Below are 16455 nucleotides of genomic sequence, written 5' to 3' on the forward strand. Positions count from 1 at the left end.
TTCCTCCTGTCTCCGGTTTTATTCGTCCAAAATGGCGGTCAATGCTGCACTGATGCGTTTTTCGTTCGGCAGCCAGTCTTCTTCGACCATCGCCGTCGGATACGGGGTATCAAAACCGGTAACCCGCAGGATCGGCGCGGACAAGCTGTAGACCGCCTTCTCGCTGATGATCGCCGCCACTTCCGCGCCGACGCCGCCGGTTTTCACCGCTTCATGGACGATGATGGCGCGCTCCGTCTTTTCCACAGAGGCCACAATCGTTTCCACATCAATTGGCGAGACGGTGCGCAGGTCGATCACTTCGACCGATACGCCTTTTTCCCGCTGCCACCGATCGGCTACCGCTTTGACGGTATGCACCGGCGGCCCCCACGTAATGATCGTGACGTCGCTTCCTTCACGCACGACGTTCGCCTTGCCGATTTCGACTGTGTAATCCTCTTCCGGCACTTCTTCTTGGAAGGCCCGGTACAGCTTCATCGGCTCGAGGAATAAAACCGGATCCGGGTCGCGGATGGCCGCAGCCAAAAGCCCTTTTGCATCGTACGGCGTGCTCGGCATGACCACTTTCAATCCCGGCGTATGCGCGAACAGGCTCTCCAGGCTGTCGGAATGCAGCTCCGGTGCGCGGATGCCGCCGCCGTAAGGCGCACGTACCACAAGCGGGGCAGTACGGGTGCCGGCTGAACGGAAGCGCAGGCGCGCGGCTTGTGCCGCGAGCTGGTCCATCGTCTCGTAAATGAAGCCCATGAACTGGATTTCTGCGACTGGCCTTAAGCCTCTTGCCGCCATGCCGATGGCCGCACCGACGATCGCTGATTCCGCAATCGGGGTGTCGACGACGCGCTTTGCACCGAACTTCGCATACAGCTCATCGGTCGCCCGGAACACGCCGCCGTTTTTGCCGATATCTTCGCCAAGCAGGAGAACCCTTCCATCGTGTTCCATTTCATCGTGCAGTGCGCGGTTCACGGCTTGCACCATCGTCATCATCGCCATGAATATTCCGCCCCTTTCACATCAAGCTGCTGTTCTTCCAGTTGCTTGGTCTTCCGCTCGAAGACGTTCTCGAACACGTCAGCGACCTGGCTCTTCTCTTCAGCGAGCGCAATACTGAACGCCTCGGTCACTTCCTCGTCCGCCTGGCGGAACAACGCAACGTCCTGCGCTTCATCCCAAATGCCAAGCCCCGTTATGTACCGCTTCATTCGCTCCAGGGGATCTTTCTCGCCCCATCGCGCTTCTTCATCCGGCAGCCGGTATTTCGCAGGATCGTCCGCCGTCGTATGAGGCCCTTGGCGGAACGTCACCGCTTCAAGGAGGACGGGCTCGCCGCTCTGCGCTTTTTCGATTGCCGCTTTCATTGTCTCGTAAACCGCCACGGCGTCGTTGCCGTCAACGCGGATGCCCGTGATGCCGTAAGCGAGTGCTTTCTGTGCAATCGTCGTGCTTGCCGTCTGCTTGTGGATCGGTACGCTGATCGCCCATTGGTTGTTCTGGACGACAAAAACGACCGGCAATTTATAGACGCCCGCAAAATTCAGCGCTTCGTGGAAGTCGCCTTCCGATGTGCCGCCGTCGCCGATATAGGCGATGCTCACGCTATCTTCATCCTGGTAGCGGCTCGCCCAGGCGCCGCCGACTGCATGCAGGCATTGGGCGCCGATGATAATCTGCACGGGGAATACGTTTGCCTGCTGCTGCGCAAGCCCTTCGAGATGCCCCATCGTGTACAAGAAGAAATTCGACATCGGCATACCTTTGACGAGCGATACTCCGATTTCCCGGTAGCTCGGGTACACCCAGTCGCCCTCCCGCATGGCGAATGCGCTGCCGATCTGCGCCGCTTCCTGCCCCTGCAGGGGAGCATAAGTGCCGATGCGCCCTTGCCGCTGGAGTTTCATCGCCCGCTGGTCGAACGTCCGCGCTTTCGCCATCCATTCATACATTTCAATCAATTCTTCATCATTGATGCTGAAATCATCGCGCAGCGCGTTGCCCTGTTCATCGATATAAGCCGCTGTTTCGATTTGAAGCCCTTGTTGTTGAATCCACATTTCCTGACCTCCCCAATTGATTTTTGAATAAATTTTATTTTCTGTTAATTAATTGTATAATAGATTGACATGGTGTCAACTTCTCTTTTCCGATTTTTCATTCCATACAATAAAACCTTCCGCAAGGGAAGGTTTTATTTGAAAAGGCCGTATGTATACAGTTCCACAATATTGTGCGCGATTTCTTCAGCGGATTGTGCGTTTTTGCCGAGCGCGATTTTCCAGACGTATTTCTCGGCCGGGTAATACAACGAGCCCGCGATGACGAGCGAATCGTAATGAGGATTGCGGCTAAGCCCTTTCGCTTTTACGATGTCGACGTTTTTCGCGATGCGGGCGATAAAACGCTCCGTAATCTCATCCCAGCGGACGCGGACCATTTCGGATTGGCCGAACGCTTCGTAGAACAGCGCCAGCCAGTCGCGGTGGAGCGATGCCAGCCCGAGAAAGCTCTTCGTATTCGCCAGCGTGAAACGGAACGCTTCCTCTTTGGACGCCGGGGTGTATTCGGCAGTGGCGATTTCATAAAAGTCGCCCATGATGTCTTCCATGATTTCCAGCAGCACTTCGTCCTTGCCGGCCGGAAAATGGGCATAGACCGTGCCGTAGCCGATTTTCGCACGGCTTGCAATGAGCGATACCGTCGTATCCTTATAGCCGCTTTCGCTGAACACTTCCCGTGCCGCCCCGAGAATCTTTTCCCGTGTCCGGCCGCCGCGCTCCGTCATGCTGTCCTTTTTCGCCATTGCCATGTCCCCACCCCCTGAGTGTCATTATTTTAGCATAAAGCGGTTTTTGATAGGAAAGAAAATTCTGCACGGCGCTGGCAGCCAACGAAAAACGGCACCGGAATCACGGGGATTCGGGTGCCGTTTTTTATTGGACCGAGCCTTACGCTCAGTTGCCGCTATGGCCTTCGCCGGATTCCATGCCTTCCATGCCGGAGCCGTGTCCGTTCTTCATTGCCTCTTTCTCTTTCGCTTTCGCCATCGCTTCTTCAGCAGCACGGATTTCCTCGGCCGATACGTCGCCGACAATCACCTGCTGCGTCGGCATCGTATGCATACCGCGCGCCGTTACATGCGGGATGAAATAATAGACGCCTTCTTCCGCAAATGTGTGCTCCACGGAATAAACGCCGTCTTCCACATTCGCATAATCGATTTTCACGCTTTCGTCTTTCTTGCCGGCTTCGAACACTTCGAACTTCACTTCATCCGCATCGTCCACCGCTTCGCCGCCTTGCGACACATATGCTTCGAGCGTCCATTCGCCCGGTTCGCCTGCCGCTTCGGTCAGCACTTCGACTTCCAATGGATGCACTTCCTGCTCCGCCGCTGAGGCGCTGTCCGCGCGCTCCTCTTCCGCTCCGCAGCCGGCGAGCAGCAAACCGAACGCACCCAAAGCCAATAACTTCTTCATGAATTAACCCTCCATTAAACTGAAATTGTTCCAATACGATCAGCTTAATGGGCAATTGTGAAACGCTTGTGAAATAAATAAAATAAAATTGTTCTGACAACTCAAAAGAGGCATGGCGCGATTGGCGCCATGCCTCTTTTCATCCAAACTTTCCATGCCCAGCCGGAATCAGCTCAGCTCGGCGAGCGGCAGCCGGACCTCGACCTGCGTACCTTCGCCTTCTGCCGACGTTACGTTCAGGCGGCCGCCGTGGAGCTCGGCAATCTCTTTGACGATCGACAAGCCGATGCCCGCCCCGCCGCCGTTGCGCGTACGGCCCCTTTCGGCCCGGTAAAAGCGCTCGGCCACATGCGGCAAATGCTCCGCCGCGATTCCTGGTCCGGTATCGGTTATACGCAGCACGGCTTCGCGGCCTTCTGCTTCGAGGCGGACCGTGATCGCACCGCCGTCCGGCGTATAGGCAATGGCGTTGTCGAGCAGATTGACTACCACTTGGAGCAGCCGGTCTTCGTCGCCATAGACGAGTACTTCTTCGTCCAAGCCGGCTCCGAGCCGCTGCACTTTCCCTTGCCATTTCACGGCGGTGTTTTCGATGCCCGAGCGCACGATTTCACTCAGCGGCAGCAGGTCATGCGCCAGGTCTCCGCCTCCACCTTCAAGCTTCGCTAAATCCAGGATCTGGCTGACCATGCGTTCCATGCGCTCTGATTCCCGGTACAAGATGGCCGCGATTTGCCGCTGGTCCGCACCGGGCTCCTGCAGCCACTCGCTATAGCCTTTCATATAGCTGAGCGGCGTCCGCAATTCATGGGATAAGTTCTGCAGGAATTCGCGTTTCTTTTCATCTTCTTCGCGGATCGATGCGGCCATCGCATTGAACGACCGCGTGAGGTCGCCGACTTCATTGTTTACAGCGGGCGCCGCTCCGCCTTCAAATCGGCCCGCCGCCATAGCGTCCGAAGCATTCCGCAGCTCCACCACCGGTCCGATGAATTCTTTCTGGATGCGGCGGCGGATGGCGTAAAGCGCTGCAAGCGCAAGCGCCCCCGATGCGAGCAGGACCGGCAGCACATTCAGGAATGCCTCGCTGAGTTCCGATACCGGCCGGTACGTGAATACAAGTGCCTGCAAGTTCCCGTCCTTGATGACAGGCAGCGCCACGCCAATCAAGTCCGCATCGACATAGGCGTTGCGCCGCTCAACGACCACCGCTTCGCCTTGCGACAGCTTTTCGCGCTCTTCGAAATTGATGATGACGTCCCCTTCAGGCGCCTGCAGCGGCAAGGCCGCCCCCAGCACCATCGGGTCATCGATGGCGAGCGCGTCGAATCCCGCGTCTTGCAAAAAAGCGAGGATCCGTTCGAGTTCCGCTGCGTCGCCCGCCACATACGCCTCGCGCAGCGCTTCTGCCAAGTCGTGGAGCTGCCCGCGCTCCGCTTCGACGTAAACCTCGTCATAGACCGAATACGCGACGAACAGCAACAGCGCGATCCCGGCGAATGAAATCCCGGCGAACAAGAGCCATAATTTCGTTTTTACGGAACGGTACGGCTTCATCGTTTCACCAGCTTATAGCCGAGGCCCCAGACGGTTTCGATCGCCCCGCCTGCTTCGCCAAGCTTGATCCGCAGCGTCTTGATGTGGGTATCGACCGTCCGCGTGGTGACGTTATACGCCTGTTCGCCCCATAGCTTTTCCATCAATTGCTCGCGGGAAAACACCTGCTCCGGGTGCTTCAGCAAAAACGCCAGCAGGTCGAATTCGCGCCGCGTCAGCACGACCGGCGAGCCGGCGACCTTCACCATGCGCATCTTCTCGTTCAGCGCGAGCGGACCATTCGTCCATTCAGCGTCCGGGGCCGTTCCCCGGGTGCGGCGAAGAATCGCTTCGATGCGCGCGAGCAGCTCCTGTTTCGAGAACGGCTTGACCATGTAATCGTCCGCCCCTGCCCGCAGCCCTTTCACTTTGTCCGCTTCGCTTCCGGCAATGGCCGTCAGCATCAGGATCGGCACGGACGTGAAGCGCCGTATCTCCGCACAAGCGGCAAAGCCATCCATGCCGCCCATCAGCACATCGAGAATGACAAAATCAAACGCCTCCGCCTGCAAACGGCGGATGCCCTCTTCGCCACTGGCTGCCGCCGCAACGCTATAGCCAGCGCCTTCAAGCATGAGCCGCAGCAGGTCCTGCATTGTCCCTTCATCATCAATCACCAGGATTTTCATCATCTTCCTCCTCCAGCACCATCGCGTGCGGCCCGGAAGCCGTCGGAATCTCTTTTGTGACCGTAAAGCTTTCGGCGTCGATTTCTGTGACCACATCGGCGTCCATGCTGCTGACGTATAATTTGCCGCCGGACAGGACCGCGTAATACGGATTGTCGCCCACAGCCACTTTGCCTTCCGGCTCGAGCGTTTGTCCGTCCAGCTTCACGACGTCGTGCGATCCGTGGTTCAGCACGAAAAGGTTTCCGCCGCCCGCGATGATTTCAACCGGCATCAGCCCCGTCTTCACGGTTTGGACCGTCTTTTCCTCATCAAGCGAATAGCGGTAGACGCTGTCGTTCAGCGTGCCGTAAGGGCCGTGGCCGCCGACGACGATGCCGCCGTCGATTACGGCGATGCCGTTCGGCCGGCCGATGATGTCGTGGCTTTCTTCCACCGCCATGGTTTCCGTATCAATCGCCTGCACCGTATGGCCGTAGACATTCGTCACATACAGCGTCGTGCCGTCCACAGCCATCGAATGCGGATGGCTGCCGGTTTCTGCGGTTTCTTCAACAGCGAACGGCGCCAGCGCAATCCGGGAAATCCGATTGGCATCCGCATACGCCGCATACAGCTTGCCTCCGGCATACGCTAACTTCGTGATGCCTTCACCCGCTTTGCCGAGCGGCTTCAACTTCTGCGTCTCCAGATCAAGCGCATACAGTTCGTCCTCTTCTTTCGATGCTAGCACCAGCCTGCCGTCCGCCATCACCATGTCCAAGGCGATGAACGGCAGCTCGAGCTCCGCCTGCACTTCTCCGTTGCCGATGACTGTCAGCACCGGTTCTTTGATATGCGACACGAACAGCTGGTTCTCGCCTTCCGGCCATTCGTAGCTCTCTCCGGAACATGCTCCGAGCAGCAGCATGAGCGCCGCCGCGCCGAGCGCCCCTATTTTGTGTTTCATTCCAATCATCCTTTGCTCCATCATGTGGAAAGTATACAACGGAAATGCGAAATCCATGTGAAGTTCCGCTCAATTGCCACGGAAAATTGCGAAATGGTCCTGTCTCCGTGGTAGACAGCAACGCCACCTGCCAGTGCTGGCGAATAAACCCTTCTCATTGAAAAAGACAGCCCGCGTTGCGGACTGTCTTCTTTGAACTGAGCGGTTATTTGCGTTCAGCAGGATTTATTTGCGTTTGGAAAACTTTATTTGCGTTCAGGAAGTTTTATTTGCGCTTAACAAATTTTATTTGCGTTCACGGAGCAGTTATTTGCGTTCAACAAAATTCGACAAAAAAAGCCGCGCCCCGGTTCAGCGCAGCCCCTTGTGGTTCACCCATTTATAGCCGATGCCCCACACCGTCAGGAAATGGTCATCGATCGGAAAGCCGGAATGGCGGACTTTCTCGCGGATGTTGCGGACGTGCGAGTCGACCGTGCGCCCTTCGGTTTCCGAGTTGAATCCCCAGATGAGCTCGAGCAGCCGTTCCCGTTCGAACACTTTGTTCGGGTGCTTCATGAGGAGGCCGAGCATAGCGAATTCCTTCGGCGTCAGCCGAATCGGCTCCCCGCGGTACGCCAGCTCGAAGCGGTCTTCATCCCACACGAGCCCGTCCGTCTCTAGCCGGTTCACGGGGCCGCTCCTGCGCAGCAAAGCTTCCATCCGCGCGAGCAATTCCTCTTCGCCGAACGGTTTGGTCATGTAATCGTCCGCGCCGAGGCGCAGGCCTTTGACGATGTCTTCCTCCTGCTCGCGCGCCGTCAGCATGATGATCGGCACATTCGAGAAGCGCCGGATTTCGCGGCACACTTCCCAGCCATCCATCTCCGGCATCATGACATCGAGAATGACGAGGTCCACCGGCTCTTCTTCCAAGAGCGCGAGCGCTTCCCGGCCGCTTTGTGCTTTCAAGCACAGGTAATTATGCGGCTTTAAATAAAGCGCAACAAGTTCGAGCATCCGCTTTTCATCATCGACCAGCAATACTTTCCGCACTGCCATCCCCTCTTTCCAGCCGGATCGCGGCCACTGTGCCCGATCCGAGCTTGCTTTCAAGTTCAATCACGCCGCCATGAAGCTCGACGATTTCCTTGGCGATTGCCAGGCCGAGCCCGGAACCGCCGCTGTCGCGCGACCGTGATTTTTCGACGCGGTACAGCCGCTCGAACACATACGGCAATTCCTCCGCCGGAATCCCTTCGCCTTCGTCGCGGATGCGGATGTCGACTTTACCGTTTTCTTCCCTGCAGCTCATCGCCACTTGCGATCCCGCCTCCGAATGCTTGCGGGCATTGTCGAGGATGTTCAGCAGCACCTGCTGAATCCGTTCGGGGTCCCAATACACCAGTCCTTCGCTTTCGCAATCCACTTGGAGCTGGATGCGGTCGCGCTCAAACGCCGGTTTGACGAGCGCGGCGGCCGACTGCAGCAGTCCGCCGACATCGACCGCTTCCCGCTTGATTTCAAACTGGAGCCGGTCGAGCTTCGCCAATTCAAATAAATTCTCGATCAGCCGCGCCAGATGCGCCGACTCCTCGCGGATGATGCCGACGTATTCCTTCCGCTCGCTTTCGTTAAGTTCCGGCCGGCCCAAAATATCCGCATAGCCTTTGATATAGGTCAGCGGCGTCCGCAATTCATGCGAAATCGCCGCGAGAAATTCATTGCGTGCATTTTTCAGGCGATCCAGGTCCCCAGACAAACGGGTGATGGCGTTCGCCAGTTCCCCCAGCTCGTCGTTCCGGTCCGTCGACAAGTCGACGCGGTGATTTCCCCGGCTCAGCTGTTCCGTCGCTTCTTTCATGCGGATCAACGGCAAGGTGATGAACCGCGACAGCAGCAGCACCGTCACTACCGTCAACAGCACGGTGATCAACCCGGCTGCAAGAAACTGGTTCTGCAGCCCTTTCACCATGCGTTCGATGCCGGCCGTGTCCGAAAACATGAAGACATGCCCGGCATGTTCGCCGCCAATCGTAATGGGGCTGTCCGCCGCGATATAGCGCTTGTCGTCCCAGTCTTTCTCGATCACTTTGCCTTCAGGGGATTCCGAATCGTAATCGATGTGCCCGAGCACTTCCAGCATTTCCGGTTCCAAGGGATCGGAATTGATGAGGATCTCTCCGTTTTCGTCGGTGATCACTGCGACAAATGACGATTCCGCTTCCATCATGCCGACATGTTCAAGCGTCATCGGCTCAAAATTGTCCGCAAGCACCGCACTATGGGTCTCGCCGCGGGCGAGCAGGCTTTCCATCACTTCATCGACCCGCTGATTGACGAGCGTCACGTACAGCGTCGCAAACAGCAGCGCTTCGATCCCTAGCAGGAAGACGAAAAACAACAAGCCGATTTTCAATGAGAGTTTATTGAACATAAGCACCTCTTAAGGGCAACCCCGTTGCCGGCGGTTTTATTTGACTTGCCCGTCTTCCATAATCTGGGTCCACTCGGCCCCTTTGTCGCCGGAAATGAACGCCTGTCCTTTGACGGTGTAGATGGCCAGTTCATCCGGCTTCTGGGCGATGTAAAGAACGCCGTCCTCCGGCAGTTCCGGCAGCGGCAAGGTTTCCTTTTCGCCGCTTTCCAAGTTGTATTCCACCAATTCCGATGCCGTTTCATAGCTTGCGTAGTACAATGCATCTTCGCTGAATGAAAGCGCCGTGCCGAACTCCCCTTCGCTTGTCAGCGCTTTGAACGATTCGCCGCCGTCTTTTGACAAGTAAACACCGGTCGATGTGGCCGCAGCAATGATCTGTGAATCATCCGGATGCATCGCAAGGAACGACAGTTCGCCGTCCAATCCTTCAGCGGCCGTTTGGGTCCAGTCTTTTCCTTCGTTTTCACTGCGGTGGAATCCTGCCTCCATGCCCGAATTCGGCTGCGGGTTCATGACGAACATGTGGTGGCTGCGGTAGCCCACCGCCATGGCATGGAAGTCCGTCTCGCCCTGGAAGCCCATATGCTCGAGCGAACGCCCGCCGTCCATGCTGCGCTGGATGCCGATCGGGTTCATCATGCCAGAGCCATGCCCCGGATGGCCGGACGTGTAGAATCCGCGGTCCACCGCGTTAAAGCCCATATAATCGTTGTGCATGCCGTCCGTTTCAAACCATTTGCCGTCGCGATAAATCTTCAGGCCTTCATGCGAGGCGAAATACAGCCCGTCGCCTTCAACATAACCCATGCCGTGCACGTGCTCGAGCGTGCCGCTGAAATCCACGACAAAATCATCCGATTTCAGGCTGTCCGGAGCCGCCTCTTCTGTTTCATTTCCAGTTCCGCCTTCATTTTCTACTGAAGTCGGTTCACTTTCGTTTTCAGCCCCGCAGCCTGCAACGATCAACGCCGATAGCGAGACCGCCATCCATAACTTTCTGTTCATGAGAAATTGCCACCCTTCCGTATTCTGCTCCCTCCATTATACCGGAAAACTTTCGATTTTCTGTGCAGATGCCTCTGCACATATTCTGCACAAACGCTGGGTATAGTGGAAGGACACTAACAGCGAGAGAGGGATATCGATGATAAAGAAGAAATTTCAACTTAGCGCCTTATCAGCCGTTGCAGCGTTCACGCTTGCAGCATGCGGCGATTCCGGCGAACCGCAGATGACCCAGGAAACCGAAGTCGAAGCTCCGGAAAAAACGACTGAAGATGCCAGCCATGGCGACCACAGCACGATGGACCATTCCGGTTCCGGCGAGATTCCGGAAGGGCTCGAGGAAGCGGCCGATCCGACTTATCCGAAAGGCAGCACTGCCGTGATCACCGCTGACCATATGGACGGCATGGACGGCAGTGAAGCGACGATTGTCGGTGCATTCGATACTACGGTCTACGCTATCACATACACTCCGGAAACCGGCGGCGAACCGGTTGAGAACCATAAATGGGTCATCCACGAAGAGCTTGAGGACCCAGGCAGCGAACCGCTCGCAGCAGGCGATGAAGCCGTCATTGCAGCCGACCACATGGAAGGCATGAACGGAGCGAATGCTACGATCGACTCGGCCGAAGAGACGACCGTCTATATGGTCGATTTCAAAACAGCCGACGGCCAGGAAGTCACCAACCACAAATGGGTGACGGAAAGCGAACTGGCAGCCGAATAAACCCAGAAACCCCCGTGCCGAAAGACTGGCACGAGGGTTTTGTGTGCAGCGCTGGTTTTTTGTCCGGCGCTGTTCTATGAGCGGTTTCCTGATTTCTATGAGCGGTTCCGGAAAGTCTATGAGCGGTTTTAAAGCTGCTATGATCACTTAGCGGCTTTCTATGATCATTCACTCGGAAAAGGGCTGTAAATCACAGCCGATTTTCGGGTTTCATTTCCACATCAATGCCGCTGCCGGCGATCAACGGAGCGTTCACTGCCGCTTCTCCCGGACCAGCTGATAGGCCTCTTCATCGACAATCAACGTGACATCCGGATGCTTCCATAGGAACGAAGCCGGAAAGCTGCCGGTGATTCTCTGTTCCATGAACTGCTTGACTGCCGGCGCTTTTTTCGCCCCGGATGCCAACAACAGGATTTTCCTGCTTTTCAGAATGGACGCGATGCCCATCGTAATCGCATGCGTCGGCACTTCTTCCGGGGAAGCGAAGAAACGGGCGTTGTTCTCTCGGGTCGAATCCGTAAGGGCGACGCAATGGGTAACACTATTTTCGGGTGTTCCGGGTTCATTAAAGCCGATATGGCCGTTCGTGCCCAGCCCGAGAATCTGCAGATGGGGCGGCCCGATGCGGTCAATCAACGCTTCATAGCGCCGGCATTCCGCTTCGACCTCCACCGCCCGGCCGTCCGGAATATGGGTATTCGCGGGCGGTATATCAATCGCATTGAACAGGTGCTCGTTCATGAAGCTGCGGTAACTGTTCGGGTGGCCGGCCCCAAGCCCGCGGTATTCATCCAGGTTGATTGTTTGCACATTTTTATAGGAGACCCCGCGCTGCCGGCAGCCTTCCGCCATTTTTTCGTAAAGCCCGATCGGCGTCGAGCCGGTCGCAAGCCCCAGCACGGAATGGCTGTTGCCGAGGACTTGCTGTTCAACGATTGCCGCTGCCGCACTGCTCAATTCTTCGAAGTCCGCCACTTCGATCAATTTCACATTCATTGTACTCGCTCCTTCGCATAAGCGATGTTCCCCCGGCAAATGGTCATCTGCACATTCAATCCGTTGTCCAAAATGGCAATGTCCGCGTCCTTTCCCGCTTCGATCTTCCCTTTACTCGCGAGGCCCAGTTCTTTGGCTGCATTGGCTGAAGCCATCGCCACCAATTCCGAGAGTGTGCAGCCGGTCGCGGCCCGCACATTTTTCACTGCTTCTTCCATCGTCAAGATGCTGCCGGCGAGCCTGCCGTTTGCAAGCCGCGCGCCATCCGCACCGACTTCGACATTCTGCCCGCCAAGGTCGTACGTTCCCGGCACCAGCCCTTTCGCCCGCATGGAATCGGTGATCAGCACGAGCCGCTCCGCCCCGATTTGGCGGTACGCCAGTTCCACTGCTTTCGGATGGCTGTGAATAAAATCGGCGATGATTTCCACCATCAGCCCGTCTTCCAGCCAAGCCGCACCGACCACGCCGGGTTCGCGGTGGTGGAACGGGCGCATCTGGTTATAGAGATGCGTCACATGGCCCGCGCCCGCAGCCATTGCGGCTTTCGCTTCCGCAAAGCTTGCGTCCGAATGGCCGATCGAAACCATTACGCCTGCCGCTGCAGCCTGCTCGGTAAAAGCCAATCCGTTTTCAGTCTCCGGAGCAATCGTCACCATCCGGATCCGTCCGCCGCTTTGCTGCTGCCATTTTTTGAATTGCGGAAAGCTGGGAACCACGATGTGTTCGAGCGGCTGGGCCCCTGGCTGTTTCGCAGAAATGAACGGCCCTTCCAAGTGGATGCCGAGCATTTCCGCTTGTGCGCCATTGGCCGTGAATCGGGCGGCATTTTCAAGCGCCGCGGAAATGGCCGCATCCGATTGCGTCATCGTAGTTGCCAGAAAACCTGTCGTGCCTTCTCTCGGTAAAGCGCCGGCTAACCCGCCCAGTGCTTCCGGTGTGGCGTCCATCACATCGAACCCGGCCGCGCCGTGGATATGGACGTCAATAAACCCGGGCACCGCTGTCCAATCCTTGCCGCCTGCATCGATCCGCAAATCAGCGTCCGCGAAAATGGAAGCGGCCACTTGGGTGATCTTGCCTTCTTCTATTAAAATATCGCCGGTAAAGCTGTCGGTTTCTGAATCCGCAATGGTGATGCCGGTAATCAGCAAAGATTTCTCCATTTCGACCACTCCTTGCGAAAAGCCGGGAACACCACAAGGATCTTCCCGGCCTTGCCGCTGTCATTATCGGGCTTTTATTAATAAACGTGCTTCATCCTGTTCTCCGGCAAACCAGCTGGAGAGCAGGTTTGGTTATTTTCATCATACCCATCGCGCCATGGCGCTTCAAATCTTTTACATCGGCTTTGCCGGTGTCTTTTGCCGCCGGCCCTGGCTTCGATAGAGTTGTACGCGCAAGCATCTGCGGCTTTATTTTCGGCTCAAGCGTTCAATGACGTTTGCCGGCAGCAGCGTCCGTTCGGCCAGCGACGGGATGTATAAGTACTCGGATTCCTGATGGGCATCCGCGCCGCACGGGCCAAGGCCGTCAATCGACGGGATGCCAATAGCCCCCGTCAGGTTGCCGTCCGAACCGCCGCCGCTCTTTTCGTGCTTCAGGTCCAGCCCTATGGCCGCTCCTTCCTCGGTGATGATGCCGATCAGCGCTTCCGCTTCCGCCGTCAAATTCCAGGCCGGTCGCGTGATGTTGCCGGTCAACCGGAGCATGGTTCCCGGCACTTCTGAATAGCTGCAGATCTCCTTGATTGCCGCATCAACCGCTTCGCCGTCTTCCCGCGTCTCAATTCGGACATCAATCGCTGCTTCGGCAGACGGCGCAATCGTATTGACCGACGTGCCGCCTTTGATCAAGCCGACATTAACATTGATGCCTTTTTCGCGATCAGTCAACGCATGCAGTTTGATGATTTTTTTCGCCAGTTCTTCGATGGCGCTGATGCCGTTTTCCGGTTCGATGCCGGCATGGGCGGATTTGCCCTGCACAGCTAAAAAGTATTTGCCGCCGCCTTTACGCTCGGAGACCAAATTGCCGTTTTGTGCAGGTTCCAAAATCAATGCGTATTTCTTTGTCCCCGCGACGCGTTCGATCAGTTCCCGGGAGCCGACCGAACCGATTTCCTCATCGGTATTGAAAACGAGTTCGACGTTCTTATAAGATTCACTGCCGCTTTCCTGCAGCGCCTTCAGCGCATACAAAGCCGTGGCGATGCTCGCTTTCATGTCGATGACGCCCGGACCGTACGCGTAGTTGCCTTTTCTCGTAAACGGGCGCTGCCCCGCTGTCCCTTCGCCGAACACCGTATCCATATGCGCAATCATGACAATTTCCGGCGCCTTCGCATCGAGATGCCGGACCACGAGGTTATTGCCGAAGCGCGCTTGTTCATGCACTTCTGTTTCAAATCCGATTCCAGCGAACTCTGCACTGAGCACCTTTCCAACATGGTCGAGGCCTTCTTTCATATAAGATCCGCTGTCGATGTTGACGAGTGTTTCGATCAGCCTGAGCATATCGTCTTCCCTTTGATCAATAAACACTTTCATTCTCCACACCCCTTTTTCCCAATTATCCCATAAATCCAATTCCGGGTACCAGGCCAACACAAAACGCCCATCCGGCGCAGTGCAGGATGGGCGTTTTCATAATTTATTTATCCGTTATTTCTGTTGTCTCGGGCGGATCAGGATTTCATTGACATCGACGTACGCCGGCTGTTCGACGGCATAGGAAATGGCACGGGCGATGTCTACCGCCTCCAGGAATTTCATCTCGCCGCCGGATGCGAACATGTCGAGGATGTCCTGGTCGGTGATGTGTGTCGACAGTTCGGTTGCGACCGCTCCCGGGGAAATGATCGTCGCGCGGATGTCCATTGCCGGATCGAGTTCCTGTCGAAGACCTTCGGTGATTGCGCGGACTGCGAATTTCGTTCCGCTGTAGACGGCGCTGCCCGGCGTCACGTCATGCCCGGCGACCGATGCCACATTGATGATATGTCCGGAGCACTGCTCCTCCATTTGCGGAAGCACGGCCGCGATGCCGTACAGCACGCCTTTGATGTTGACGTCGACCATCTGGTCCCACTCGGCGATTTTCCGTTTGTTCATGAACGACAGCGGCATCAAGCCGGCATTGTTGACGAGGACGTCGATGCGGCCGAATTTTTCGATTGTCGCATCTGCGAGCGCCTGCATCTCGTCTGCTGACGTCACGTCCGTCGCTTTAAATTCGGCGGTGCCGCCCATTGCTTCGATTTCCTGCTTCAATTGGATTAGGCGATCTTCGCGGCGAGCCGCGAGCATCACTGAATAGCCTTTTCTGGCAAGCTCCTTCGCTGTCGCTTGTCCGATGCCGCTGCTTGCGCCGGTGATGATTGCTGTTTTTTGGTTTGCCATGTTTTATTCCAACTCCATTCTTCTAGTAGGTGCCTCTTGCCTCAAGTAAACTCTACCTTCTGCATCTGCCGCTGTAAACCTATCCGCCTGCAATGTGGTATGTTGGAAGGAACAACACTTGAAAGGTGGAAACGCCCGTGCACGCCCATCAACTTTTAACGATCGACTTGCCGCAGGAATTCGACTTTGCGGTGAACCTCGCTTATATGCAGCGGAATGCCAAGGAATGCATGTACGCGATTGACAATGAAACCATCACCCGCGCCTTGGAAATCGGCGGCGAACGCCTGTTGATCCGGGTCAGCGCGCATGAAAACCGGCAGCTGCTGGTGCATTTCTTATCCGGTGGCCCGGTCGACGGCGTTGAATCGTACATCCGCGACTGGTTCGACCTTGGCACGGATCTCGCACCGTTCTATGAAATGGCGAAAACCGATCCGCTTCTTCGAAGCACTGTCGAAGCCCATTACGGCCTCCGCAACATCGGGCTGCCGGACTTGTTCGAAGCACTGTGCTGGGGAATCCTGGGCCAGCAGATCAATCTGGGCTACGCCTATACGCTGAAGCGCCAGTTTGTCGAGAAGTTCGGCGAAGCCGTGGAACATGAAGGCGTACCGTACTGGATCTTTCCTTCCTACAAAAAAATCGCGGAGCTTTCGTCGGAAGATATGGGCGACATCAAGATGACCGTCAAGAAAAGCGAATACATCACCGGCGTCGCCCGGCTCATGGCGAGCGGCGAATTGTCGAAAGAAGGGCTGCTCGCGCTCGGCAGCCTTGGCGCCATCGAGAAAGAACTGATCCGCATCCGCGGCATCGGCCCGTGGACCGCCAATTACGTGCTGCTCCGCTGCCTCCGCTACCCGGATGCTTTTCCGGTCGATGACGTCGGCCTCATCAACGCCATCAAATTCCAACTCGGCCTCGACCGCAAGCCAACCAAAGCGGAAATCCTTGAGCTCGCTGTTCCGTGGGAAGATTGGAAAGCTTATGCGACGTTTTATTTGTGGCGATTGCTTTATTAGAAAAACCGGACCTCCAGCAAGCCTGGAGGTCCGGTTTTTATTTTGCATACGGTTCGGTTGGATGAGGGGATTTTTTGAAACGTCGATAGGAGGGCCAGAAACGCCGATAGCAACGCTGGAAACGTAGATAGAGACGATCGAAACATCGATAGAAACGCTAGAAACGTCGATAGAACCAGCTGCTAACGAGGATAGAACCCTCTCCAATAAATGAAAGAAAATG

The 16455-nt window shown here is 56.3% G+C and carries 16 protein-coding genes; 2 read left to right on the plus strand and 14 right to left on the minus strand.

The features are described from left to right. Positions 1 to 18 precede the first annotated feature (18 nt). From ACFSDB_RS09525 to ACFSDB_RS09570, 10 genes are all read right to left on the minus strand, one after another. Positions 19 to 999: an alpha-ketoacid dehydrogenase subunit beta gene (locus ACFSDB_RS09525; protein ID WP_204892066.1), complete on the minus strand. Its 981-nt coding sequence runs from the start codon at positions 997 to 999 to the stop codon at positions 19 to 21. Next, positions 990 to 2057 carry a pyruvate dehydrogenase (acetyl-transferring) E1 component subunit alpha gene (gene pdhA / locus ACFSDB_RS09530; protein ID WP_204892067.1) on the minus strand — a complete coding sequence of 356 codons (1068 nt, stop codon included), beginning with the start codon at positions 2055 to 2057 and terminating at the stop codon, positions 990 to 992. The genes ACFSDB_RS09525 and pdhA overlap by 10 nt, the downstream gene beginning before the upstream one ends. 134 nt (positions 2058 to 2191) lie before the next feature. Beyond that, complete coding sequence (locus tag ACFSDB_RS09535; protein ID WP_204892068.1) at positions 2192 to 2809, minus strand: TetR/AcrR family transcriptional regulator; 618 nt, start codon at positions 2807 to 2809, stop codon at positions 2192 to 2194. Between the two features lie 145 nt (positions 2810 to 2954). Further along, the gene (locus tag ACFSDB_RS09540; protein ID WP_204892069.1) at positions 2955 to 3479 is read right to left on the minus strand and encodes a FixH family protein; all 525 of its coding nucleotides are present in this window, start codon (positions 3477 to 3479) and stop codon (positions 2955 to 2957) included. Positions 3480 to 3647: 168 nt separating this feature from the next. Then, positions 3648 to 5036 (minus strand): sensor histidine kinase, encoded by a 1389-nt coding sequence (locus ACFSDB_RS09545; protein WP_204892070.1) that lies wholly within the window; start codon positions 5034 to 5036, stop codon positions 3648 to 3650. Next, positions 5033 to 5707, minus strand: coding sequence for a response regulator transcription factor (locus ACFSDB_RS09550; RefSeq protein ID WP_204892071.1), 675 nt, complete (start codon positions 5705 to 5707; stop codon positions 5033 to 5035). The genes ACFSDB_RS09545 and ACFSDB_RS09550 overlap by 4 nt, the downstream gene beginning before the upstream one ends. Next, positions 5685 to 6653 (minus strand): YncE family protein, encoded by a 969-nt coding sequence (locus ACFSDB_RS09555; RefSeq protein ID WP_204892072.1) that lies wholly within the window; start codon positions 6651 to 6653, stop codon positions 5685 to 5687. Before ACFSDB_RS09555 ends, ACFSDB_RS09550 begins: the two co-directional genes overlap by 23 nt. 351 nt (positions 6654 to 7004) lie before the next feature. Continuing rightward, positions 7005 to 7694, minus strand: coding sequence for a response regulator transcription factor (locus tag ACFSDB_RS09560; protein WP_377339881.1), 690 nt, complete (start codon positions 7692 to 7694; stop codon positions 7005 to 7007). After that, positions 7663 to 9069 (minus strand): sensor histidine kinase, encoded by a 1407-nt coding sequence (locus ACFSDB_RS09565; RefSeq protein WP_204892074.1) that lies wholly within the window; start codon positions 9067 to 9069, stop codon positions 7663 to 7665. Before ACFSDB_RS09565 ends, ACFSDB_RS09560 begins: the two co-directional genes overlap by 32 nt. A 36-nt stretch (positions 9070 to 9105) precedes the next feature. After that, on the minus strand, positions 9106 to 10077 hold the full coding sequence (locus tag ACFSDB_RS09570; RefSeq protein ID WP_377339884.1) for a F510_1955 family glycosylhydrolase: 972 nt from the start codon (positions 10075 to 10077) through the stop codon (positions 9106 to 9108). A gap of 139 nt (positions 10078 to 10216) precedes the next feature. Between ACFSDB_RS09570 and ACFSDB_RS09575 the strand changes: the two genes are divergently transcribed. Next, on the plus strand, positions 10217 to 10807 hold the full coding sequence (locus ACFSDB_RS09575) for a YdhK family protein (RefSeq protein WP_204892075.1): 591 nt from the start codon (positions 10217 to 10219) through the stop codon (positions 10805 to 10807). A gap of 252 nt (positions 10808 to 11059) precedes the next feature. Here the strand turns inward: ACFSDB_RS09575 and nagB are convergent, their stop codons facing one another. The 4 genes from nagB to ACFSDB_RS09595 form a co-directional block, all read right to left on the minus strand. Next, the gene (nagB, locus tag ACFSDB_RS09580) at positions 11060 to 11806 is read right to left on the minus strand and encodes a glucosamine-6-phosphate deaminase (RefSeq protein ID WP_204892076.1); all 747 of its coding nucleotides are present in this window, start codon (positions 11804 to 11806) and stop codon (positions 11060 to 11062) included. Continuing rightward, the gene (nagA, locus tag ACFSDB_RS09585; protein ID WP_204892077.1) at positions 11803 to 12972 is read right to left on the minus strand and encodes an N-acetylglucosamine-6-phosphate deacetylase; all 1170 of its coding nucleotides are present in this window, start codon (positions 12970 to 12972) and stop codon (positions 11803 to 11805) included. The genes nagB and nagA overlap by 4 nt, the downstream gene beginning before the upstream one ends. Positions 12973 to 13221: 249 nt before the next feature. After that, a complete protein-coding gene (locus ACFSDB_RS09590; RefSeq protein WP_204892078.1) occupies positions 13222 to 14355 on the minus strand; it encodes a M20 family metallopeptidase in 1134 nt (377 codons plus the stop codon). Between the two features lie 114 nt (positions 14356 to 14469). Further along, positions 14470 to 15207 (minus strand): SDR family oxidoreductase, encoded by a 738-nt coding sequence (locus ACFSDB_RS09595; protein ID WP_204892079.1) that lies wholly within the window; start codon positions 15205 to 15207, stop codon positions 14470 to 14472. Between the two features lie 137 nt (positions 15208 to 15344). Here ACFSDB_RS09595 and ACFSDB_RS09600 point away from each other — a divergent pair, with 137 nt between their 5' ends. Further along, positions 15345 to 16232: a DNA-3-methyladenine glycosylase 2 gene (locus tag ACFSDB_RS09600; RefSeq protein ID WP_377339890.1), complete on the plus strand. Its 888-nt coding sequence runs from the start codon at positions 15345 to 15347 to the stop codon at positions 16230 to 16232. The last annotated feature ends 223 nt before the right edge of the window (positions 16233 to 16455 follow it).

Origin of the sequence: Planococcus chinensis (assembly GCF_042681545.1) — a bacterium.
In the GTDB taxonomy this organism is placed as follows: domain Bacteria; phylum Bacillota; class Bacilli; order Bacillales_A; family Planococcaceae; genus Planococcus; species Planococcus chinensis.